We start from the raw sequence: 23,235 nt of genomic DNA on the forward strand, positions 1-23,235 counted from the left end.
TCAGGCGATTAAAGAGACGGGATGACCAGTTTTTCAGGCAGTTCTAAGACAAAGCAACTGCCCTTGCCCAGTTCACTGCTGCAGCTGATTTTCCCCCCGAGAAGTGCTGTCAGTCTTTTGACAATTGACAGTCCCAATCCTGTTGAACGCTCACCATTGGGCAAAGGAGAAGACAATCTTCTGAAAGGCTTGAAGAGCTGTTCCTGTTCTGATTTTGAAATACCCGGCCCCTGATCTTCAATTTCAAACCGAATCGGATAGGGCGTTTGGGGCTGTGAGATCAGGCGCAGCCAAACCGATTGATGAGCCGGTGTATATTTTAGGGCGTTTGAAAATAGGTTTTCAAGGATTTGCTGTAAAGCCAGAAGATCGGTTTCGAAATGCAGGCGCTCCTGGATTTCGAGGTAGACATTGACTTCGCGCAAACTTACCCATTCCTGGTAATGTACCAGCAGTTCTTTGAGTAAATCAGAGCCCTGCAGGCGTTCTGAATTGAGCTGCAATTTTCCTGTTTCCATGCTTTCAAGGCTGAGAAAATTACCCACCAGGGCGTTCATCCTCTGGGCTGCGATCAGCATATTATTGAGTCTGCGTGAGCTGTTGCTGGCCAATTCCAATTCTTTGATGCGCAGGTATTCGATGCCTGAAACAATCACCGTTAGCGGGTTTTTGAGATCATGGGCGACAATTCCCATTAACTCGCTTTTTTCACGGGTCATGCGTTCTAATTCTTGATTTTGCCAGATGATTTTGTCTTTTGCGGCTTTCAGAGAAAGATGGGTTCGGACTCTGGCCTGAAGTTCCATGGGTTCAAAGGGTTTGGTGATATAATCGACCGCTCCGAACTGCAGGCCCATGACCAGTTTTTCAGTTTCAGAGACAGCCGTGAGAAAAATGACGGGAATCTCACGCGTGAGTGGGTTTTGTTTGAGCTGTTTACAGACCTCAAAACCGTCCATTCCGGGCATATGCAAGTCCAATAAGACCAGATCAAATTTACGTTGCTGCAAGAGTTGCAGGGCATCGGCCCCCCTTTGGGCAAAGCTGAGATGGTAGCCTTCTTTTTCAAGAATCGAAGCGACCAATTGAATATTTGCAGCGATATCATCGACGATGAGTACCCGGGGGCGGAAGTCAGGCATTGGGGGGCGGCTCCTCTGGTTTTGACTGGGCCAGCTCAGGAAAAATCGCCAAAATTTGGTTAATTTTTTCGATATGGTAATCTGCTACCGCATCTAATAATTGGCGTGAATAATCTACCACAGGAAGAATAGAGGCCTGCTCAGCCAGTTCATTCAATTCCTCTGCGAAGGCCTTGATATCTTCAAAAGAACCACTTTGTACAACGGTCAGCCAGCGGTCTGTCAGAATTTCCTGCAATTGTTTTTTTAAAATACTGGCTCCCGTTTGAAAATTAGAGGGGTAAAAACTTTCAGGTTCTTCACTGACCCATTCGGGTAGGGAGTCTAAAAATTTACTCAGACAGCGAAAGAGGCTTTCTCGGGAAATGGGTTTGTGTAAAAAATCGCGAAAACCTGAACGCTCGATATCTTCGGGAGCAAGTAAAGAGGCCGAGACTGCAATCACAGGAATAGAATCCAGTTCGGGGGTTTGCTGAAGACGATAAATAAAATCAAACCCATTGCTATGCGGCATAAAGATATCCAGCAGAATCAGATCGGGTTGAAAGCTCAATGCTGTTTGATAGGCACTTTCTGAGTCTTCGGCCTCGCGCAGGATAAAGGCCTGTTCTGTCAGATATTCGCGTAAGAGTTCACGGTTATTGGGAAGGTCATCCACAATCAGGATTTTTTTTCCTTCTGAAAAATTCCAGCGGTTGAACTGAAATTCTGAATTGGATTTTGGTTCTTCAGCCGAAACGATCGAAATATCGGGCAACCTGATTGTAAAACTGCTGCCTTTATGGGGTTCGCTTTCGACCCAGATGGTTCCCCCCATCATCTCCACCAAGCGTTTTGATATCGTCAGTCCCAACCCTGTTCCGCCAAAATGTTTGGCTGCTTGCCCATCCTGTTGGGTAAAGGCTTCAAAAACCCCTTGCAGGGATTCAGGGGCAATCCCGATCCCTGAATCTTCAACTTTGAGAATTAAATCAAGGCTCTCTGTGTTCATTCGCGCGGCTTCTGCTTTGAGCCTGATCCAACCTGATTGGGTAAATTTGACGGCATTTCCCAAGAGATTAAAGAGGACCTGTCTCAGGCGAATTTCATCGAGCAGCATTTGTTCAGGTAAATGCTCTTGAATGGCGAGTTTAAAGTGCAGCCCTTTTTCCTGAAGCTTGAGTTGAAAGATCTGTTCGGTATCCTGCAGTATTTTGTGGATAAAAACGGGTTCAGGTTTAATATCCAGTTTGCCAGCTTCGATTTTTGAAAGGTCAAGAATATCATTGATGAGTGTTAAAAGATTGCGACCGCTGGATTTGATCGCTCTGAGATAGCGCTTTAAACGGGGATCGTCAATCAATTCATCGAGCAGATCCGAGAAGCCCAGCACGGCATTCATGGGGGTTCTGATTTCGTGAGAGATATTGGCGAGAAATTCTGATTTGGCTTGATTGGCTTTTTCTGCTGCTTCTTTGGCAATTTGTAATTCGGAAGTGCGTTCCTGTACTCTTTGTTCCAGTTCTTGATTCAAGCTGCGCAGGGTTTCTTCGATCTGTTTTCGGGCTGTAATATCATGAATAATAATCACGCAGCCTGTAACCTCATGCTGTTCATTCAGCACAGGGTTGAACATGAATTCAAAATAAAAATCCTGCCCCTTGTGGATTTCTTTGCGTTCTACGATTTGGTTTTGACCCATCAGGGCCCGGTCAAGCGCTTGGTTCCACAGCTTCTGTATCTCGGGGGGATGTCTCTGAATCAGTTTTTTGATACTCATGCCCTGATCGATGGAAACCCCTGAAAGCTCTTCGAGCTTATCGCGGAAGCGTGAGTTCAGGGTTACAATTTCAAGTTTTGGATTGATAAAGACAATGCTGTCACCGCTGTTTTCTATCATCGAAAGCAAATTTTGACGGCTTTGCTGTACTTCAAAATGTGCTCTTTTCAGTTCGCTAATATCACGGGAATTAAACGAAACTGCCCAGACCTCGTGGGCCTGATTGAAAATGGGGTGAAAACTTACGTGGAACCAGTGGGTCTGCTCTGGACTGAGCTGATAATCCACTTCAAGAATGACTTTTTCACCTTTTAAAGCGCTTTGAAAACTGCTTTGAAACCGAGCTGCACAGGGTAAACTCTCGGGGTGAAAGGGAGAGCCAATTTTGAGTTCTTCATTGAGAAAATCTTGAAGACCTTGCTGGGCAACTTCATTAAACGCCAAGACGCGAAGTTCTTTATCAAGCAAGATATTGCTGTCTGTGGTGCTGTTATAGACTGCGCTCAATTTGTGTTCTGAAATCTGAAGTTCTTCCAAGAGCTGTTTCTGTACACTGATATCTTTGCTGTTCGAGGCATATCCCATGGGGTGACCATCTGTACCCTGAATCAGAGAAACTGTCAGTAGGGCGTGAAACACAGAGTTGTCTTTGCGGCGTTGAATCAGCGTACCAGACCATCCCCCCTGGCTGACGATACTGTCGATGATTTCCTGGGTATGCAGGGTTAAATGAGAATTGAAGATATCGACATGTTTCCCTATCAATTCTCCTGAGTCATAGCCATAAAGTTGCTCTGCTGCGGGGTTGGCATAAATGACATGACCCGTCATATCGGCGAAGACAACGGCTTCCCAGTTTTGTTGTAAAATCTGCTCAAAGGCTTTGAGACGTTGGGAATTTATATACTTTTCGGTAATATCGCGTGCAACCACCACAATGAAATCGGGGATTTGATCCATTTCCGGCGGCCAAAGTGAGGTGGTGGTCTGTAAATAGCGCAGGCTGCCATCTGGAAACTCAATCCGGTAGGTGGCATCTCCGCGCCGATTTTGCTGGAGATCCAGGTAGAGCTTTTCTTCTTCGCTGTGACTGAGACAGGTATAGGGATAGAGCTGATCAATTCTGCGCCCCATGGCCTCAGACTGTTTAATTCCATAGAAAAGCTCTGCTTCCTGGTTCCAGAAGATAATTTCTTGGGCAGCATTGCAAATAATCACCAAATCGCTCAGTCCTTCTAGAATTTGAGGCAAAAATGCCGTTAAACTCTCAGATTGGAAGGACATGGGGGGGCTCCTTGGGATGGGGTTTTGCTTCTGCATTTTGACTGATTTTTCCTGGGGATACAAGTTCCCGTGGGAGCCAAAAATGGGTAAAACTGTGAATCTGCAGATCTTCAGGTTGCCCGAGTAGGGAGAATAATTTTAGCAGGGAAGGATCGGGTTCATGCTGGGATACATGTGGAACGATCCCCGCTTGCTGATACCCTTTGTTTTCGAAAAGTTCTTGCAGGCTGCGCCGGGTAAAATAGCGTAGGTTTCTGCGTTGACGGGTGCCATAAATGCCTTCTTCCCATTTGCCCAATAAAAGCAGGGCCCAGCTATAGTAAAAGCCGATATTTTGAGACAGGCAGATCAAGGGAAGATCTGTCGGCAGGCTTTCAAGCCAGGTTTCAGGAGCCCGTTTCTGCTCGAGACTGTAGTAAAGCAGAAGGGCATCCAGATCCTCTGGCCAGAGCTGGGGGTCGCGGGGCAGGTAAACAAACTGGGAGGTTGGCGGTAGATGCGTTTCTCTTTCACTCAGAATGCCTACTTTTTTCCAACCCTTTTGCTCACAACTGGAAAGGATGTATTCTGGCCATTGCCAGCGCTCAAAGGCCGTGAGCTCTCTTAAAAAACTTTGTTCTCTGTAATAGCGGTCATTTAAAAAGGTTTCTAATTTCTTAAAGGCCCGATAGGCTATTTCATAACTTTCTTCACTGTAATGCCGGTTGAGCATGACACTTTGGCCCCGCTGGTATTCCAGATTCAGCACGCGGAAATCGAGGTTTTCTGGAATCAGGCCTTCAGCTTGGGCTTCGTCCCAGACCCGTGTGCCGGGGAAAGGAGTCATATGGCTGAAATAGACAGAGGCCAGCCGATCAAGGTGTGCTCTTACAAAATGATAGGTTTTGTGAAGATCGTGAAGGGTTTCGTTTTGCGAGCCAATGATAAAATTTCCGTGGGCATAAATTCCGAAGTTTTCACACAGTGCCAAGACTCTTTCGTAATCGGCCTGGCGGGTTCCCACCCCTTTTAAATCTTTGATCAGGGCATCTGAAGCGGCTTCAAAACCAAAACTGATCATCAGCACATTCATATCCCGCAGCAGGCGACACATGTCTGGGGTCAGGGTATTGGAACGCGAAGAACAAAAGAAAAAGAAGCGTTTGTGCAAGCCTGCAGCCCGAATGGCGCTTACCAATTCTTCAAGTCGACTTTTTTTAAGTGTAAACAGATCATCTGAGAGGGTAATATCTGTGGCTTCAGGAAATTGATGTGCGATGGCTTCCAGTTCTGCAACCACCCATTGGGGGCTGTGAAAACGCCATTGGGGGTTCACCAGGGGCGCAGAACAAAAAGAGCAGCGATAGGGGCAACCGCGTGCAGTATGAATATGCAGAATGGGTTTGAAATCAGGCCAGATTTTTTGCATAGGGGCAAACATTAACTGGCGATCTGGGTGGGCCAATTGATCGAGGTTTTGAATCGCTGGGCAACGCCCTTGGCTGATGACTTTGCCCTGCTCTCGAAAGGTGACACCCGTGATCCCCTTTAAGGATTCAGGCCTAAAATTTTTTGCTTTCACCAGGCGTACCAGTTTTAAAAAGACTTCTTCGCCTTCCCCGGCGACACCAGCCTCAAATTCAAGCGGTAGATCAGCTGGATTGGAGGCAATATGTGCGCCGCCCAAGATCAGGGGAACTTGGAGTATTTTTAATTCGTTGGCAAAGCTGCGGGCCAGGGGCAGGGTTTCGGTATAGGCTGAAATGCCGATCAGATCAGGCTGCCAATTGATGAGTTCTTCCGTACGAATGGCGATTAACACTTCACAGTCTGGTTCTTCCTGTTTGAGCCAGGCGGCAAGATAGCCCAGCCCCAATGAACCAATCATCTGACTGCGGGGCTGTTGAAAATTATCCACATAGAGTAGGCCTATGCGCAGGGGGCGAGGGCTCATGGGCGCTGAATCAGCAAGCCATAGCAGAAAACATCCATATCCTGTAAAAAGGCTTGCAGGGGAAGCACTTGGGACATATTCTGCAGAAGGCTTTGCAGTTCCTTGCGATTGGGAATTTGCTCAGGCAAGCGGTATTTTTGAGTCTGACGAATTTGAAAACCATGCTGGCTCAAGGCCTTGGTCAAACTGCTCAGGGTATAGCGGTAGTTCTGTTGGTAAAGATCCAATTCTTCTAAAGCATTCGGAAACTGCCCCTGCAGAAGATGGAGCAGGTTTAAGAAATTGCCACTGTTTTCCACCAGTAGATAGATCGGGCCTTTAAATTCAGAAATGGCTTGCCATTGCGGTGAGTCGAAGCCAAATTTTTCGAGCACATGCGTCAATACGAGCGCTTCAGACGGTGTTTCCGGGGACAAGGTCGGATATTCTTTCCAATGCAGGGTTGCTGTTTGGTAATGCTGTTCAAGCTCAAAACTCAGCCAGCGATCTCCCCTGCCAATTTCGAGCACTTGACTGCCTTCAGAAAAGAGGCGCTGGATATTTGGAAAAACCTGTTTAAAATAGGTTTCTAGGAGTTTTTCGTATTCCAATACCTGTGAAAAAATGCGGGTGGTCCACTCCATTAAGGGGGCAAATTTGTGGTCGTAGGCGTTTTTGAGCGTATCCAGTGAATAGTTCTCATTGAGATGCAGATAGTGTTCGCGGTCCAGATGTAAAAATTCAAGGTGATCCCAGTTGGAAAAGCTGCCATCAATCAGGCCGCGGCTTTGAGTCTCCTGCCAGAGTGTGGTTCCAGGCAAAGGAATTAAGGGAAACACGCTGATCAAGGGCATGCGCGGCTGATTATTGCGAATAAACCAATAGGTCTTGGCCAGTTCCTCTTCTGTTTCGAGTGACGATCCGACAATAAAATAACCTCCCGAATAAATGCCGACACGGCTACAAATATCCACGGCCTGTTGGTGTTTGCGTACCGTGGAATGGCGATCCTTGAGGTAGTGCAAAACCCGATCGGCTCCGCTTTCAAAACCCCAAGAAATCACGCGGATATTCATGTCTTTCAGAATCAGGGCAAACTCACGATCAAAAAAACTGGTTTTGGCCATGCAACCAAAAGAAACGCGTTGGTGAAGCTTTTCTGCGCGAATGCCGTCGGCCAGTTCCTTCAGACGCGATTTTTTGGTCACGAAGAGATCATCATAAAAAATAATATGTTTTTGTTCAGGGTAATGGCGCACAATTTCGAGAATGTCTTCAATGACTTTGTCGACTGAAACATAGCGGATTAAATTGGCGCGTTCGCTGTACATGCAGAAATGACAACGAAAAGAACAACCGCGGGAAGAATATACGCCCCTGTCAAAAACCACTTCTTTTTCAAGTGCAGGCCACCAGGCCCGCATAATATCGCGACGGGGCAAGGGCAGTTCATCGAGATCTTTGATCCGGTCTTCAAAAACGGTGCGTTCTAATTTTTTTTCAGCTCCCCAATAGACCAGGTTTTGAATGTTTTGAAGCTGATCGGTCTCCCATGACTTGCCTTCAAGCAAGGTTTTAATCAAACTATACATGGGCTTCTCGCCCTCACCAATCACGCCGACATTGATCAAAGGGTGGAGAGAATGGGGGAGGGCTGAAATATGGGGCCCCCCTAAAACCAAGGGGGTTTCAGGCTGCGCTTTGCGAAATTGATGGGCGGCTTGAATGACCTGATTGTATTTTTCTGAGAAGGCGGAAATGGCAATGACATCAGGCTTTTTTTCCAGAACCCGTTCGGGATCGACTTCAAGAAAAATATCCTCAACACCCAATTTTTCCTGCAAATAGGAGGCAATATAAGCAATGCCCATTAATGGGCCCGCCTGCCGGTTAAACTCATTGCAGGGAGCGTAAAAACCAATCCGCATTTTGTATTGCTAGACCCCTTCAGGGGGAGGAATAAGGAGAAGCCGCCGGTGGGTAAGGATTACTTCTGACGACGATCGGTTGCAGCACAGGTTGGGGCAGAAAAAACAGACGGCGTAAAAAGTCTGCCAGGCGGGAAAGCGAATGGTTCATGGTTTCCTCCTCTGCCCATTGCGCATAAAACTACTCGTATCTTATAGAACTATTCTAGCTGTTCTGAAGACTTCAAATCAAGCTTTAATAGCTATTTAATAAAATCAGAAGCCTTCGCGGCCCTCCTTCAGATGGTATACTGAATCCAAAATTTGCAATCAATTCAAAGGCATTAGAGGTTTTTTGAGATGAAGCCCCTTGGTAAACGTAATCAAATGAATATGTCCAGTATGCTGGAACAAGCCCAAAAAATGCAGCAGTCTTTGCTCGAAATTCAAGAAAAGCTCGCAGAAGAAGTGATCGAAGGCAGTGCTGGCAATGGCGCTGTTAAGGTTGCTTTGACGGGTAAGCATGAAGTTAAATCCGTACGGATTAAACCTGAAGCTGTAGATCCCGATGATCTGGAAATGTTGGAAGATCTTTTGGTCACTGCTTTTAATCATGCTGTTGAGCTGGCCAATCAGAAAGCTTCTGAGCAGATGAGCGCCGTTACGGGTGGCTTACCGATCCCTGGTCTGGACAGTATTTTTTAACCATGTCCTATCTTACGCCCCCGCTGGGTCGCCTGGTGGGGGCCTTGCAAAAATTGCCGGGCATTGGTCCCAAGTCTGCTCAAAGACTGGCTTTTCATATTTTGAAACAACCTCAGTCTCAGGTTGATGAATTGTCCCAGGCACTATTGGATGCAAAATCACAGATTCATTTTTGCTCGATTTGCAGCAATCTCAGCGCTCAAGATCCTTGCGAATTGTGTTCTCAGGCAGATCGCAACCAGGCAGTTATTTGCGTGGTCGCGGATTCACGTGATGTTTTAGCACTGGAAAAAACCCATGAATACCGTGGAGCCTACCATGTGCTGCAAGGTCTGATTTCTCCCATGGATGGCATTGGCCCCGAGCAACTGAAGGTGAGAGAATTGGTGCTGCGTTTGCAGGCACGTCTGGATCAGCCCGGTGGAATTGAAGAAGTGATCTTTGCTTTGAGCCCTTCTGTTGAAGGCGAAGCTACAACGCTCTATCTCTCGAAACTTTTGCGCCCGCTTGAATTGCGCATGAGCCGGATTGCCTATGGCTTGCCCATGGGTGGAGATTTAGAGTTTGTCGATGAAGTGACTCTGGCGCGTGCCATGGAAGGTCGGCGGGAAATTTAGTATGGAATCCGGCAAGGAATCTGGATTGGATTTTGCCCTCCTGGATCATCGTTTTCGCCGCATTCTGCTGATCAATTTTGGTGGCATTGGCGATGAAATTTTATTTTTTCCGGTGATTGAAGACCTGCGCCGCCATTACCCTGATGCTCGTATTTCGGTGGTGGTTGAGCCGCGTTGTAAAAGTATCATGGAGCAAAACTACTTTATTGATGAAGTCTTTTGCTTTGATATCAAGCACCGCAGGCATCCCGGAGATCTGCTCGAGCTTCTGGGCATTTTACGCAATGAGGCCCCTGATCTGTTGATTTCAAGTGGGGGCTCCCCTTTGGTTGCCTGTCTTTTGTTTCTCAGTGGTGCGCCCGTGCGTGTGGGCTATGCGACCCCCCGCTTTCAATTTTTGCTGACCCATCCTGTGGCTCTGAACAAAGAGCAATATGCGGCCCGCATGTACCATGATTTGCTCAATCCTTTGGGTTTTCCCAATAAAAACCCTGTTCCGGGCATTTATCTTCCTCACAGTGTCAGGCATTGGGTGGATGAATGGCTGAAAAATAAGGGGGTGACAGAGCCCTATATTTTGATCCATCCCGGAGTCAGTCTTTTGAGCAAACAAAAACAATTGATTAAGAGTTGGGCGCTTGAAAAATGGGAAGCCTTGATTCGCCAACTCCTGCAGGAGGGACGCACCGTGATTCTGGCAGGAGGGCCTGACGATGCAGAAGAACTGGCCTATCTGACCAGTCATCTTGAAGACCCCCGTTTACTTTCGATTTATGGCCAAACCCGTGATATGTATCAATTGGGAGGCTTTATTCAAAGAGCAGGGGTGATGATCTGTGTGGATTCTGCTCCCATGCATTTGGGGGTGGGCTTGAATGTACCGTTGGTGGCGATTTTTGGCCCAACCGATGAGACCAAGCTTTTGCCGCCTGAAGCTGAAAATATCCGCGTGATTCATGCCGGAACTTCCTGTCGCCCTTGCCTCTGGGCTGTGCGCCAGACCACCTGTGAAGCCTTGACCTGTCTTCAGGATATTCAGGTGGCTCAGGTTTATCAGGCCGTATCGGAATTATTGGCACGAGAAGCCGAGCGAGCCGCTGAGAAGGCATTGGAAAAGTCGAAAAATTAATCACAAATTAATATATGTTTGAAATTAATTTTACTTTTTTAGTTCAGTTTGAGGCCGCGATCGACGATAATCAAAATAGCAAAAAGGAAGGATAAATGGTTCCCATGGGAAACTTTTCAATTCGTGTTAAACCCGAAATTATTCAGGAGCGCGTTTCTGCCGCTCAAACCCGTGATATTGATCGTCTAGCAGCACAGTTTAAACTCGATAAGGGTGAAATCCTGGGTGATGGTATTGATATCAACGAAGCTCAGCATCTTCCCTTTGATGCGTTTATGCAGCTTTCTGGCAATGATACCAAAATTACCAAAGCTGATTTATTGAAATTTGCAGGCACAGAAACAGAGGAAGATGTTATTCGTGAATATGCCCGCAATATTGCGGCATCTTTGCCTGCCCGCATTGCTGATACGACCCCCCGTACCGATGATCAGCAGGCATTTCTTGATTTTAAAGTTAAAAAACGCGGCGATGAGATTGTCGTTCAAGCTGAACGCACCATTCCGCATCAAGGTACAGAGGCCACTGCTGCAGGTGTCTTCAGCATTATTAATGGCAAAGATGTCAACCAAGATGGCAAAATCTCCCTCGGTGGCGAACTGATGGGATCTGCCTTTGTTTCCACTGCTGGCGATGCCTTGAAACTGGCCCAGGGAGATACCTTCGTCACTCCGACTGAAGCTTTGCAGGCGATCTTTGAAAAAGCCAGCAAATTTGCTCCCGCCGATGTTGAAATTGCTTATAACAACCAGTAATTTCAGAATCGCTTCCTGAATTTTTGCAAACAAAAGCTCCTGTCTTCTAGGCAGGAGCTTTTGGCTGTTTTTTTGCTTTTATGGGGCTTGAGATCCTGAGTGTTTTAAGTTTTAATAAGAATATTCGCTGTCACTTCATATTTTATTTTTTGTGTTCTTTGAGCTTTTGGGTGTAAGGCAGCAAGGTTTGAGGGAAAAGAGGCCTGTGTGAATGGGGTATGCTCAAGTTGATGTTCTTTGTGAAAGTTTATCCAGACAAACATTGCCCGTAAATACACGTGAAACTTTGCGCGTGGCTTTATCGTTGGCGCTTGCCAAGCGAGAGTCTGAAGAGCCTGAGCCTGTCTCCCGGCGACCGCGCAGTCGCTCGTGGGAGCCCGATCTCCAGGCCAATTTCCGTTATGTGCTTGAGGAGTTTGAACCGCCTCAACCTGTTCTCTCTGCTCCGCTTGCACTTCCTCGGGATTTAAAACGCCTGAAGCGGGCCTTGGCCGATCTGGATCGCTTACAGGAATATTAAGCTCGGGTTCAGTCTTTGAGCGTTTCTAAATAGTTGGGATACAATTGCTCAAAGCAATGGGGGCAAATGCCGTGGCTGAATTTTACCTGGAAGTATTGCCGAAAATAGGTTTCAAAATTTGAAAATTCTCCACTGGGCATACGAATCTGTTTGCATGAAGCACAAATGGTGGTGACATCGTGCGCAGGGTGGAGCTGTTGCGGAGGTGTGATGGCTTCTGCTTGTGCCTGTTGGTATAAATTGAGCACGCGTCCTTGAAACTTGCCTTGTGTATCGTGTAAGGCGGCTGTAAAAAGTTTTACCTTGCACCTTTTTTGATTTCTTAACATTAAAATCAAGGGGGTTAGTTTTCGGATATTTTCGAAAGAATCAACAGGGTTTTGGCTCTCAGGATCATAAAATCGTGCAATTTCCTGCAATGTTTTTCCCTGCTCATTGAGCAGGGTGGTCTCTAAGAGTGCCTCTGCGGAGGGATTCATAAACTGAAGTTCATTCAGTTCGTTTAAGACCAAGATCGCATCAGGTGTATTGTCGAGGGTTTGCATAAACATATTCTGACGTAATTTGGCTTGTTTTTCCTGCGCATGGCGATACAGCGAAATTTCAACCATGGCATGAAGTTCTCGCTCGCGAAAGGGCTTGATAATATAGCCAAAGGGGTTTGTCATCTTTGCGCGTTGCAGAGTTTGACTGTCAGCATTGGCGGTCAGATAAATGACGGCACAGTCATCAATTTTTTGAATGGCTTGGGTGGTATTGATGCCATCCATATCCCCTTTGAGATTAATGTCCATGAGCACCAAATCAGGAGACTCTTCCTGGACTTTGCGCAGTGCGTCTGGGCCCGAATGTGCCGGGGTCAATACACGATAGCCAGCTTCCTGCAGACTTTCGCACAGATCTTCTGCAATCATCGTCTCGTCATCGACGACCAGAATCGTACGTTGTAAAGGGGTCATGGGGCCTCCCGCTGGCGTGGAAACAGAATGCTGATCCGTGTTCCGCTCTCATTGTCTACAAAGATCCGCCCCCCGAGTTGTCGGCTGAGGCTGTTCACCAGTCGCAGCCCCAAGGTCTGTGGGCTGAGGGGCTCGATCTGCGAAGGCAAACCGATTCCATTATCGCGCACCACCAATTCGAATAGGTCGGGTTCGAGAGAGCGAATTTTAAGGCTGATTACGCAGTTTTCACAGGTATGGTGCTTGGGAAATGCAAATTTGATGGCATTGCTAAGCAGTTCATTTACAATCAAACCACAGGAAATGGATTGATCAATATCCATGTGTACAGATTCACACTCATGCTCAAGCGAGATGGCAGACAATCCCATGCCATAGGCGTGGAAAAGATATTGGCTTAAGTCACGCAGATATTCAGCAATATCTATTTTTTCAAGGTTATGAGACTCATAGAGTTTTTCATGCGCCAGGGCCATCGTCAGAATACGGTTCTGGGTCTCGCGAAGCACGCGAGAAGTCTGAGGATCTTCGCTTCGTCTGGCTTGAAGGCTGAGCATACTGGAGATTACCTGCAAGTTGTTTTTGACGCGGTGATAAACTTCTTGCAGCAGGTATTCCCGGTTCTGTAAGGAGCGTTCCAGTTTGAACTGCGTTTCTTTGAGATGGGTAATATCACGTGCGCCGACCATTAGGCTCCTGTGCTGCTCATCGTGAAATTGAGAGGCTTGGCATGAAAGCCAGAGATAATGCCCGTTTTTGTGACGATACCGGCATTCAATTGGGCCATAGTGGTTCTGGCTTTTGAGTATTTCGAGTCCTTCTGCGACCAGGCCTTGATCTTCTGGATGAACCCAATCAAAGAGCGAGTGGCCCTTGAGTTCTTCCGGTGAGTAACCCAAGGTGGTAAGGTGGGACGGGCTGGCATAGAGGTAGATGCCCTGTTCAGAAAATTCAGCCAACAGATCCAGCATGATCTCTGAAAATCCAGACAGGCGGGCACTGAGCTTCTGTTTTGCTAGCAGACTTTTTTGGTGGTGCTGAAAGGCCATTAAAAGACCGCGTTTGAGCTGGGCTTCGTCAAAATTGTCAAAACACAGATAATCATCGATCAGGCCCTGTTCAAGCCAGGAAAGCGCCTTGTTTTGATCTGCAGCGGATACCAGGGCCAGAGCCCAGGCTTCAGGGGCTTCCTGGCGCCAGGTCTGCCATTCGCGGGTAGCGTTTTCAGCGGAAAAAGTACCCATTAGCAGATCGGGTGACCCTGTTGGCAACTCAAAAGCGACTCCGAATGTTTCCAAGGCTTTTTTTACCTCTGTTGGAAGATCGGAGCCACGGTATGCAATGCGAAGCGAAGCGAAGTCTGTCACGCTTGGTTTTTCCTATGGAACCCTGAAAGGTATTGCTATTATATCAGGTTGGTTTGAGAGTTTTCCAGAAAGGGAGAGAGACGTTTTATTTCTGGGCTGAAGAGGTGTGTCAAACGTCCTGTCCAAGAGACTGGGGCTGTGTTAAGATATGCGGTAATTCTGCTCTGAAGAGAAAATGATACATGAATATTGTGCTTTTATCCCCCCATTTTCCAGAACAACATTTTCGCTATGCAGCCCATCTTAAACAAATGGGAGCCCAGGTGATTGGTTTGGCAGATGAACCGCCTCATTTTCTCAAACCCCATGTCAAAGAGGCTTTGAGTGACTATTTCTGGGTTTCAGATATGAACAATTACGAAGAGTTGATTCGGATCTGTGGTCAGATCACCTATCAGTATGGAAAAATCGACAGGATTGAGTCCCTGAATGAGCATTGGCTCGAAACAGAAGCCGCCCTGCGTACGGATTTTAACGTAGCCGGCATTAAAAACGACACGATTGAGCGCATCAAGAAAAAATCCGAAATGAAAAAAGTCTTTCAGGCCCATGGCTTGCCCTGTGCCCGTGGCAAGGTGGTGCTGAGCCTTGAAGATGCCTTGGCTTTTGCTACAGAAGTGGGGTATCCCCTGGTCATGAAACCCGATACGGGAGTGGGTGCCAACCATACTTATAAGGTGCATGATGCTGCTGAATTGATGGCTGTTTTTGAAAACAAGCCCCAGGAGCCGTATATCTTGGAAGAGTTTATCAGTGGGCAGATCTGCAGCTTTGATGGCTTGACCGATCGCAGCGGCAAACCTGTTTTTTATACCTCGACGGTTTACAGTTCCGGCATTATGGAAGTGGTCAACAGCAATGACCATGTCTATTACTATACCCTGCGTGAAGTTCCCCCCGAGCTGAAAGACTTGGGAATGCAGATGCTTACGCTTTTTGATGTCAAGGAGCGCTTCTTTCATTTTGAGTTCTTTCGCCGTCCTGAAACAGGCGATTATGTGGTGCTTGAGATCAATATGCGTCCCCCCGGTGGGCCTACGGTCGATATGTTCAACTATTCCAATGATTTTGACCTCTATCGGGAATGGGCCCATGTGGTTTTGTTTAACCATTTCAATGCCCAGGTTCCACGACTTTATCACTGTGGTTATGGGGGGCGAAAATTTCACAAAGCCTATCTGCATTCGCATGAAGAGGTATTGCAGGTCTGTGGGCCCTGGATGGTTCAACACGGTCAACTCAGTCCGATCTTCCGTCAGGCCATGGGCGATTATTTTTATATCCTGCGCTCAGGTGATGAACTTGAGCTGCTTGAAAAACTGGCCTTTATTCAAGCCACACGAGAGATCCCCGCACGTGCAGTGGTGGCCTTTGGGCAGGCAGGTGTCTGATGAGTTGGAATCCGCAACAGTATGAGAAATTCAAAGCCGAGCGCTTTGCACCCTTTGAAGACCTTTTGGGTTTGATTTCGATTGAGCCTGACCTTTCGCTTGTGGATTTGGGTTGTGGCACGGGAGAGTTGACCGCCCGCCTGCGCGATGCGCTGCCCGGAAGCGAAGCCTTGGGGGTAGATTCCTCTGCTGAAATGCTGGTCAAGGCCCGTGAATGGGCCGATGACTCTCTGCATTTTCGCCAAACGCCGCTTGAAAATCTGAAGGGGTCCTGGGATTTGGTTTTTTCACATGCCGCCCTGCAGTGGGTGGATCATCATCCTGTCCTTTTTGCTTCACTGTGGGAACGTGTGCGCCCGGGGGGGCAATTGGCGATTCAAATGCCTTCCAACCACAGCCATCCCACGCATCAGCTTTTAACTGAACTGGCTGCAGAAGAACCTTTTTATTCCGCTTTAAAGGGCTGGAGCCGTCAGTCTCCTGTCTTGGGAATAGAGGCCTATGCCCAGGGACTGTATGAATTGGGAGCCAGTCAACAGGTGGTGCTTGAAAAGGTTTACCCCCATCTGCTCGACAGTTCAGCAGATTTGGTGGAATGGGTCAAAGGCACTGCGCTTTTGCCCTATCTTGAGCGTTTGGGCCCTGAGCTGGAAGCTGTCTTTTTAGAGCGCTATTCTCAGCGACTGGCGGCCCTTTTTCCACGCAGCCCGGTCTTTTATGGCTTTCGCCGGATTCTGATCTGGGCTCGCAAACCGCTTTCCTCTGAGTGATACTTGCCCCGCTCTTTGGGCGCCTGTGGCAGAATAGAGTATTCCTGTTCTGGAGGCGCCTGTGTTTTATTTGCGTGTAGACAGCCTGTCCAAGGCTTATCATGACAAGGTTTTATTTGAAGATGTGGCCTTTTCGCTCAGCAAGGGGCAACGTGTAGCACTGGTGGCGCGCAATGGCACGGGCAAAACCACCCTGATTCGTATTCTGGCAGGCGAAGAGCCTGCAGACAAGGGCCGGATTGAATGGGCGCGCGATATACGGGTCGGCTTTTTACCCCAGGAACCCCGTCTGAACCCGGAACACACGATTCTGGAAGCGCTTTATGCCTCTGAGCGCCCCGAGCTTCAGGCCATTCAGGCCTATGAAAAAGCTTTGCAAACCCATGATTCGGCGCTGATTCAAAAGGCCTATGCCGAGGTGGATCGTCTGCATGCCTGGGATTTTCAGCTCAAAGCCCAGCAGATTCTTTCGCGGCTGAAAATTGACCAGCTTTCGCAACCTGTGGCTGTGCTGTCTGGTGGGCAAAAGCGCAGAATCGCCTTGGCTCAGACCTTGATCGATGCGCCAGATTTTCTGATTCTGGATGAGCCGACCAACCATCTGGATTTGGAAATGATGGAATGGCTTGAACAATACCTGACAGCGCAAAGCATGACCCTTTTGATGGTGACCCATGATCGCTATTTTTTAGAGGCGGTCTGCGATGAAATTCTGGAATTGGATCGGGGCCAGCTCTATCGGGTGAGTGGGGGCTTCAGTGACTACTTGGCCCAGAAATACGCCCGTCTGGCCCGCGAAGAACGCGAAACAGAAGTGGCACGTAATCGCTATCGCCGTGAACTGGTCTGGTTCCGTAAACAGCCTCGGGCACGGGGTACCAAATCGCGGGCCCGTTCAGAGGCTTTTTTGGCCTTGGAAGAGGAATTGAACGCCGGCGCACCTGAAAAAGCCTTGGAATTGGATATTTTGATGCCCCGTCTGGGCACGAAAATTCTGGAGCTTCACCATTTGGCCAAGGCCTTTGGTCCCCAGGTGCTTTTGAACGATTTTAGCCATACCTTTTCACGGGGGGATCGGATCGGCGTAGTCGGCCCCAATGGCAGCGGCAAGAGTACTTTTTTGAACCTGATTACGGGTGAAGAAGACCTTGACCAGGGTGAAAGGGTGCTGGGAGAAACGGTTTCACTGGGCTATTACCGCCAGCAGAATATGGCCTTTCGTGAAGATCAGCGTGTGATTGACGCAGTCAAAGAAATCGCTGAAGTTTTGCCTGTGCGGGGGGGCGGACAGATCACCGCCGCACAGATGCTGGAGCGTTTTCTTTTTCCCGCTCCCGTGCATTGGCGGCAGATCTCGACCCTGAGTGGGGGTGAAAAGCGCCGTTTGTATCTCTTGACCGTCTTGCTCAGCAATCCCAATTTTCTGATTCTCGATGAGCCCACCAATGATTTGGATATTGCCACGATTGAAGTGCTTGAAGACTTTTTACAGGATTTTCAGGGCAATCTGCTCGTGGTTTCACATGACCGCTGGTTTATGGACCGTCTGGTGGATCACCTGTTTGTCTTTGAAGGCCGGGGGCTGGTTCGCTATTTTCCGGGCAATTATACCGATTACTGGCTGGCCCAGCAGGAACAGGAAAAAGCCCAACGCCTGCAGGCCCGTGAAGAAAAACCTGCTGAACGCAAACCCCCACGTGAGAACAAGCCCCGTCTGAGTTATAAACAGCAGAAGGAATTTGAGGGGCTTGAGCAGGAATTGGAAAAGCTTCAGCAGCGCAAGGCTGAGCTGGAGCAGGAGCTCGCCAATCCTGGAGATTTGGGGGCAGGCAGTTTGCAAAGGCTTTCAGCGGCTTTTGGTGAGATCGAAGCTGAAATTGAGAGCAAAGAAATGCGTTGGCTGGAACTGGCAGAGCTGGCTGAGGGGAACCAGGATTCCACTCTCTAAGCGCTTTAGAGACTGTTTTTTCTCAATCGTCGCTGGGCATGCTCAGGCTTTCGCTGACCACGGCTTCAGCGGGCTCTTCTTTGCTTTTCAGACTGTTGTCAAAATCGCGGTCGAGCAGTTTGGTAAATTCTTCGGGGGGCAAGGGCTTGGCAAAATAATAGCCCTGAATCTGGTCACAGTGGTGTGAACGCAGAAAATCGAGCTGTTTGCGGGTTTCAACCCCTTCAGCCACCACGGTCATGCCCAGGCTGTGCGCCATATTGATAATCGCAGAGACAATCGCCGCGTCATCGGAATCATTGTCGATATCGCGCACGAAAGATTGATCGATTTTGAGGGTATCCAGGCGGAAGCGTTTGAGATAGGCCAACGAGGAATAGCCTGTGCCGAAATCATCGACAGCAATCGAGACTCCGCGTTTTTTCAGATCGCCCAGTTTGACCACCGTATTGCTGATATTCTTCATCAAAACGCTTTCAGTCAGTTCCAATTGCAGGCATTCAGGCGGCAATTGAGTTTGATCGAGCACGTGGTTGACCAGTTTGACAATATCCATGCGTTTGAACTGTTGGCCTGAAACATTGACGGTTACACACAGTTCGGGATAGCCCTGATCCATCCAGAGCTTATTCTGGCGGCAGGCTTCTTGCAGAACCCATTCCCCAATTGTCAGAATCAGATCGGTTTCTTCGGCCAGGGGGATAAACTGGGTGGGTGAAACCCAGCCAAAATCCTTGTGGTGCCAGCGAATCAAGGCTTCCATGCCCACGACTCTGTTTTGTTCAAGATCGACCTTGGGTTGGTAGTAGAGTTTGAATTCCTCTTGCTTGAGGGCGCGGTAGAGGCCGCTTTCAAGATTGAGGCGATCATAGGCCTTGCTGCGGATAAAGCTGCTGTAAAACTCCAGGGTATTGCGTCCCTGCTCTTTGGCCTGATACATGGCGGTTTCGGCACAGCGCAGCAGCTTTTTGATTTCGGTTGTGTCGGTGGGATAGAGGCTGATGCCGATACTGGCGGTAATGTGGAGTTCGTGATTCTGAAAGGGAATCGTCTGCTTGATTTCATGAATAATATCATTGGCGACTTTGGCGGCATCCTGCTCTTGAATCAGGTCGGGCAAGAGCACTGCGAATTTGTCTTCGCCGAGGTGAAAGACCCGCTCATTGCTGCCCACGCAGTTGATCAGACGTTGGCTGATGGCCTTGAGCAGGAGATCGCCATTGTCGTGGCCCAGGGCATCGTTGATGGTGCGAAAACGATCCAGGTCAATCACGAGTACCCCCACCAGAAATTCGGAGGGGGTGGTTTGTACGTCTTCGATCAGCACCTGGTGGAGCAGAATATGGTTGGGCAGCCCTGTAATGCTGTCGTAATAGTGGGCTGGAATGTTGACATTGGTAATCACAGGTGAAGTCGCGACGGCCAGATGACGGTAGGATGTATTGATCGGCAAATGCTGGTTGACCTTGAGCATCAGTTCTTCGGGACGGAAGGGGTTGATCAGATAGCGCTCTGGATCAAAGGTCTTTTCGAGCATTTTGAAGGTATACATGGATTCTGAAATAATGCAGATCAAGGGGATCGTGGCGGTATCGAGATCGGATTGCAGAATTTCTTCCAGCTCTTGGGGCTTTATTTTCTGGGTTTCGTGGCTGTAGATGATCAGATCGGGCGTATATTCCTGAGCAAGTGCCAGTCCTGTGGTTTCATTGTCAGCGGTCAGGGTCTCAAAACCACTGACATGTAAAATATCAATGATTTTTTGACACAATTGTGCTGAGGGTTCAATGATCAGGACTTTTTTCATGGAACAGGTGCCTGAAATCTGGCTTTTGCCCACGGTTCATTCATCTTTGCGAAACCTCTATCTGTTCCGGTCTGAATCTCTTGACGGGAAGCGGAGAATCCCAAGTTTACGGTTCTCAGGCCCACAGACTGTTATTCTGTGCAAGAGTCATCATTTTGAGTGGAGAATACAAGCCCATTTTACCACAGGGTCTTTAAAAATGTGGATTAGAACTGCACTGTCTGCGCCTTTTCACTGGCCTGAAGCAAGCAATAAGCGAGGTGATCTGAACAAGATCACCTCGCTTAAGATTGAAAATTTTTAGGGGCTCAAACGGAAGAAGTCAGCGACATTCAGCTGATTGACGAAGATATTGCCCTCTACGTAAACCAGACCCACGGTCGGCTGTTTGCCTTCCAGTACAGGTACCAGGTTTTTGCGTTTGGCTTTTTCATCGATCCGTTCAATACCTGTGCCCAGGGTGACATAGATATTGCCCAGGCCATCGACGGTTAAACGGCCATTGCCATTGCCCATGGGAGCGACATAATTGCTTTCAAACAAATCTACGTCGCCACGGGCATTGAGGGTTAAGCGGAACATGCTGACGCTGTCGCCCACCGTGATATACATAAATCTTCCACCAGCATCCAGTTCAATGTCTTTAATCGGTTTGGGCAGGCCTTCGAGCAGAACTTCGGGCCGTCCAAAAATCTCACCGGTATAATCCATGCGAATGATTTGACCTTTGCTGGGCAAGGCCACATAGATTTTGTTATTGCTGGAACTGAAGGCGATAGCTCCTGGTTCTGCACCCAAATCAGCGGATTCAGACAAGCGGCTGAAAAGCTGACGCTCGGCACCGCTGCCTTGCAGTTGGTATTTGCTGATGCGGTAGGTGGAACGAACGCCGGGCAACTGACGTGCCTTGCCCAGCAGTGCGGCATCAAAATTGCTGACCAGCATATTGCCACTGCTGTCCATGGTCAGATCTCGGAAGATCGAATCGTGGGTGATTTTGCTTGCCAAATCACGGTTCAGCACATTGCCGTTGATATCCATGAGCCAGATGCTGGAATCGCTCGCGGATTGACTGGTCATGAGGATATGTTGGAAGTTTGGCCCCTTGTCATAATAGAAGAATTCAGATTGCCCATTGCCTTTCAGCTGGGTTTGAATCATTTGGGTAATCGAGGGCAAAAGGGTAAAGCTGCGGGTATCATTGCTGTCAATATTGTTGACATTGACTTTGACCCTGACTTCAGTTGGCAGGTCGCTGATTTTCTGAGCCAGGCCTTCCACGACAGGGGCGACCAGGGTCCGGCGATCTGAAGAGACTGAACGCGCCGCATTGGTACTGCCCTGACCAAAGGGGCTGATAAAGGTGACCGTATTATTGGCAAGATTTGAATCAAAGCCTGCACCTTCAATGGTCACGACACGGCTTGCGAAGGGCGAATCGCGGCCAATGGTTGATTCCTGGCGCACCATGGTGACCACCGGGCCGGGGCCGCCCACGACAATCGACGCTGTTGAGCGGTTGCCTGCTTCGTCGATAGCCGTTAAGCTCAGGAGATCCCCTGAGTCAGCTGCCAGATTGGCAGAAAATGCGCCTGTTTCATCGGTTTGAATCGTGGTGGCATTGCCCAATTTTCCGCCCTGAATGACCAGGGTAGAACGGCCACTGTCAGCGATGGCACCAGAAGAACCGGTAATGATGGTTTCAAAGGACTGACCACTGGGGTTGCGGGCAATGATTTTATTGGTATCAATCACAGGGTTAAGCGTGTCTGCGCGCAGGCTCACGACAGTGGGCAAGCTGGTCAGACCATTGACAGTGGCTTTGACGAGTAATTGATGAGAAGAATTGCGTTTGAGAGGAACAGTAATGGAGAAGGCCGTTTCCCCTGCAGCCAGGGCTTTCTGCACCACTGAAGTTCCACCTTCCACACTGATCACTGCGCCTGCGGGAGCTGTACCTGTCAGAACAATGCTGTCCTGAGCGGTTGAGGGCGGCAAGCTGCTGCTGACGGTGGGGCTGGGAGTTCCTGCGACGGTTTTGAGTACGTTCTTAACGGTGCTATTGTTTTGCGCGACAGGCTCAATCACAGACATAACAGCAAAGATATTACTGGCTCCGCCGAGATTGGTGCTGTCAGTGCTGCGTTGCACGGCATCCAGTACGGCATTGATCTCTGGAGGACTGAATTCTGTGATCGGAATTTTGGGTTGGTTCAAAAGAGTGCCATTGTTCAGAATTAAACGGGTGGTCAGTTCTGTCAGGGGAGAAATATTCAGACTGGAACTGCCACTGAGCATGGCGCGCATTTGACTGGAGCCACTGCCTACTGTTACCACAAACTCACTGGAAATCAGGGCTTCGGAAGGCAAAGACAGGCTGTATTTGCCGTCAGAGCGGGTGAGTGTTGTGGCCAGGGCCTGACCCAGGGTATTGCCGTTATTGTCGATTTTATAAAGATTGACGCGCACATTGGAGCCTACAGACTGTAAGCCACTCAGGGCTTCTGCAGAAGGTACCAGCCAGCTATCCAGGCGCATAGCGGGGGGAACACTGGCGACCCGACCACTGGGAGCCAAGACGCTGCCAGAAATGACGCGGGTCATGAGTTGATCCAGACGGGTGCTCAAGGTGGCGTTGGATTTGAGACTGACAAGCGTATTGCTGATAGCAGAAGCCAGCGGAACCGTGGCGTAGTTGATTTCCTGGGTGCCTTGATTGGCAAGTGTTTGCGATTCTGCAATGACATTCAATGGAAAAGAGAACAGGGGTTCGTTGCGATCCACCAGGTACTGAACCGAGGCCGTGGTAACGGGAGAAAGGTCAAGATTGGCGCTGGTCGCAAAATTGCGCAGGAATTTACCTGAGGCGTAGTTACCGGCTTCTACCACCAGATTGGAAGCTGGCAAGCTGACCTGATCGGTGGGGAGGTCAAGCTGATAATGGCCATTGGCATCTGTTTTGACGGTGGCATAGGGTTCTGCTGATACGGGTTTCCCATCGTCATCAATCCGAATCAGACGGACTTCAATGCCAGCAGGTGCTTTGACCAGACCGGTGGCTGCCTGGGCTGGGGGATCGATAAAGCTTTTGACTGGGCCCATTAGATTGAGGGGGGCTTGGGCAATCAGAGAAGTGTCTCCCTGAGGCAGATAGACATCCCCTTCAATTCGGAAGATGTCCAATGTTACCTGCTGGGGTGCCGGGCAGCCGACGACCAGGAGTGAAGCAGCGCAGGCCAAAGCAAGTTGTCGTTTCATGATAG

16 protein-coding genes are annotated in these 23,235 nt (G+C 48.7%); 8 read left to right on the top strand and 8 right to left on the bottom strand.

The window, feature by feature from the left end; all coding sequences use genetic code 11:
- Positions 1–8: 8 nt before the first annotated feature.
- From COW20_23665 to COW20_23680, 4 genes are read right to left on the bottom strand one after another with little or no spacing between them, the layout of a single operon-like run.
- Positions 9–1,142, bottom strand: coding sequence for a hypothetical protein (locus COW20_23665; protein ID PIW44643.1), 1,134 nt, complete (start codon positions 1,140–1,142; stop codon positions 9–11).
- Positions 1,135–4,221: a hypothetical protein gene (locus COW20_23670; protein PIW44644.1), complete on the bottom strand. Its 3,087-nt coding sequence runs from the start codon at positions 4,219–4,221 to the stop codon at positions 1,135–1,137. The genes COW20_23665 and COW20_23670 overlap by 8 nt, the downstream gene beginning before the upstream one ends.
- Entirely contained in the window at positions 4,169–6,118 is a 1,950-nt protein-coding gene (locus COW20_23675; GenBank protein ID PIW44645.1) for a hypothetical protein, read from the bottom strand. The genes COW20_23670 and COW20_23675 overlap by 53 nt, the downstream gene beginning before the upstream one ends.
- Positions 6,115–8,025 (bottom strand): hypothetical protein, encoded by a 1,911-nt coding sequence (locus COW20_23680; GenBank protein PIW44646.1) that lies wholly within the window; start codon positions 8,023–8,025, stop codon positions 6,115–6,117. The genes COW20_23675 and COW20_23680 overlap by 4 nt, the downstream gene beginning before the upstream one ends.
- A gap of 366 nt (positions 8,026–8,391) precedes the next feature.
- On the opposite strand from COW20_23680, the gene COW20_23685 reads away from it, so the two are divergent.
- The 5 genes from COW20_23685 to COW20_23705 all read left to right on the top strand — a co-directional run bounded on the left by COW20_23685 (position 8,392) and on the right by COW20_23705 (position 11,730).
- Positions 8,392–8,709, top strand: a complete 318-nt coding sequence (locus tag COW20_23685) for a YbaB/EbfC family nucleoid-associated protein (GenBank protein ID PIW44703.1) — start codon at positions 8,392–8,394, stop codon at positions 8,707–8,709.
- Positions 8,710–8,711: 2 nt separating this feature from the next.
- The gene (locus COW20_23690) at positions 8,712–9,326 is read left to right on the top strand and encodes a recombination protein RecR (protein ID PIW44647.1); all 615 of its coding nucleotides are present in this window, start codon (positions 8,712–8,714) and stop codon (positions 9,324–9,326) included.
- Position 9,327: 1 nt separating this feature from the next.
- Positions 9,328–10,455 (top strand): glycosyltransferase, encoded by a 1,128-nt coding sequence (locus COW20_23695; GenBank protein PIW44648.1) that lies wholly within the window; start codon positions 9,328–9,330, stop codon positions 10,453–10,455.
- A 95-nt stretch (positions 10,456–10,550) separates the two neighbouring features.
- Complete coding sequence (locus tag COW20_23700) at positions 10,551–11,210, top strand: hypothetical protein (GenBank protein ID PIW44649.1); 660 nt, start codon at positions 10,551–10,553, stop codon at positions 11,208–11,210.
- Between the two features lie 211 nt (positions 11,211–11,421).
- Complete coding sequence (locus tag COW20_23705) at positions 11,422–11,730, top strand: hypothetical protein (GenBank protein ID PIW44650.1); 309 nt, start codon at positions 11,422–11,424, stop codon at positions 11,728–11,730.
- 8 nt (positions 11,731–11,738) lie between these two features.
- Here the strand turns inward: COW20_23705 and COW20_23710 are convergent, their stop codons facing one another.
- The gene (locus tag COW20_23710) at positions 11,739–12,689 is read right to left on the bottom strand and encodes a hypothetical protein (protein ID PIW44651.1); all 951 of its coding nucleotides are present in this window, start codon (positions 12,687–12,689) and stop codon (positions 11,739–11,741) included.
- Complete coding sequence (locus tag COW20_23715) at positions 12,686–13,933, bottom strand: hypothetical protein (protein ID PIW44652.1); 1,248 nt, start codon at positions 13,931–13,933, stop codon at positions 12,686–12,688. The genes COW20_23710 and COW20_23715 overlap by 4 nt, the downstream gene beginning before the upstream one ends.
- Before the next feature lie 305 nt (positions 13,934–14,238).
- On the opposite strand from COW20_23715, the gene COW20_23720 reads away from it, so the two are divergent.
- The 3 genes from COW20_23720 to COW20_23730 all read left to right on the top strand — a co-directional run bounded on the left by COW20_23720 (position 14,239) and on the right by COW20_23730 (position 18,165).
- A complete protein-coding gene (locus tag COW20_23720) occupies positions 14,239–15,447 on the top strand; it encodes a carboxylate--amine ligase (GenBank protein ID PIW44653.1) in 1,209 nt (402 codons plus the stop codon).
- On the top strand, positions 15,447–16,217 hold the full coding sequence (locus COW20_23725; protein PIW44654.1) for a trans-aconitate methyltransferase: 771 nt from the start codon (positions 15,447–15,449) through the stop codon (positions 16,215–16,217). The genes COW20_23720 and COW20_23725 overlap by 1 nt, the downstream gene beginning before the upstream one ends.
- Before the next feature lie 61 nt (positions 16,218–16,278).
- Complete coding sequence (locus COW20_23730; GenBank protein ID PIW44655.1) at positions 16,279–18,165, top strand: ABC transporter; 1,887 nt, start codon at positions 16,279–16,281, stop codon at positions 18,163–18,165.
- Positions 18,166–18,187: 22 nt separating this feature from the next.
- Here COW20_23730 and COW20_23735 read toward each other — a convergent pair whose 3' ends face one another.
- Together COW20_23735 and COW20_23740 are read right to left on the bottom strand one after the other, a co-directional pair.
- Positions 18,188–20,005 (bottom strand): GGDEF domain-containing response regulator, encoded by a 1,818-nt coding sequence (locus COW20_23735; protein ID PIW44656.1) that lies wholly within the window; start codon positions 20,003–20,005, stop codon positions 18,188–18,190.
- Positions 20,006–20,272: 267 nt separating this feature from the next.
- Positions 20,273–23,230 carry a hypothetical protein gene (locus COW20_23740; protein PIW44657.1) on the bottom strand — a complete coding sequence of 986 codons (2,958 nt, stop codon included), beginning with the start codon at positions 23,228–23,230 and terminating at the stop codon, positions 20,273–20,275.
- Positions 23,231–23,235: the final 5 nt, after the last annotated feature.

Source organism: bacterium (Candidatus Blackallbacteria) CG13_big_fil_rev_8_21_14_2_50_49_14 (assembly GCA_002783405.1).
Taxonomy (GTDB): Bacteria; Cyanobacteriota; Sericytochromatia; order UBA7694; family UBA7694.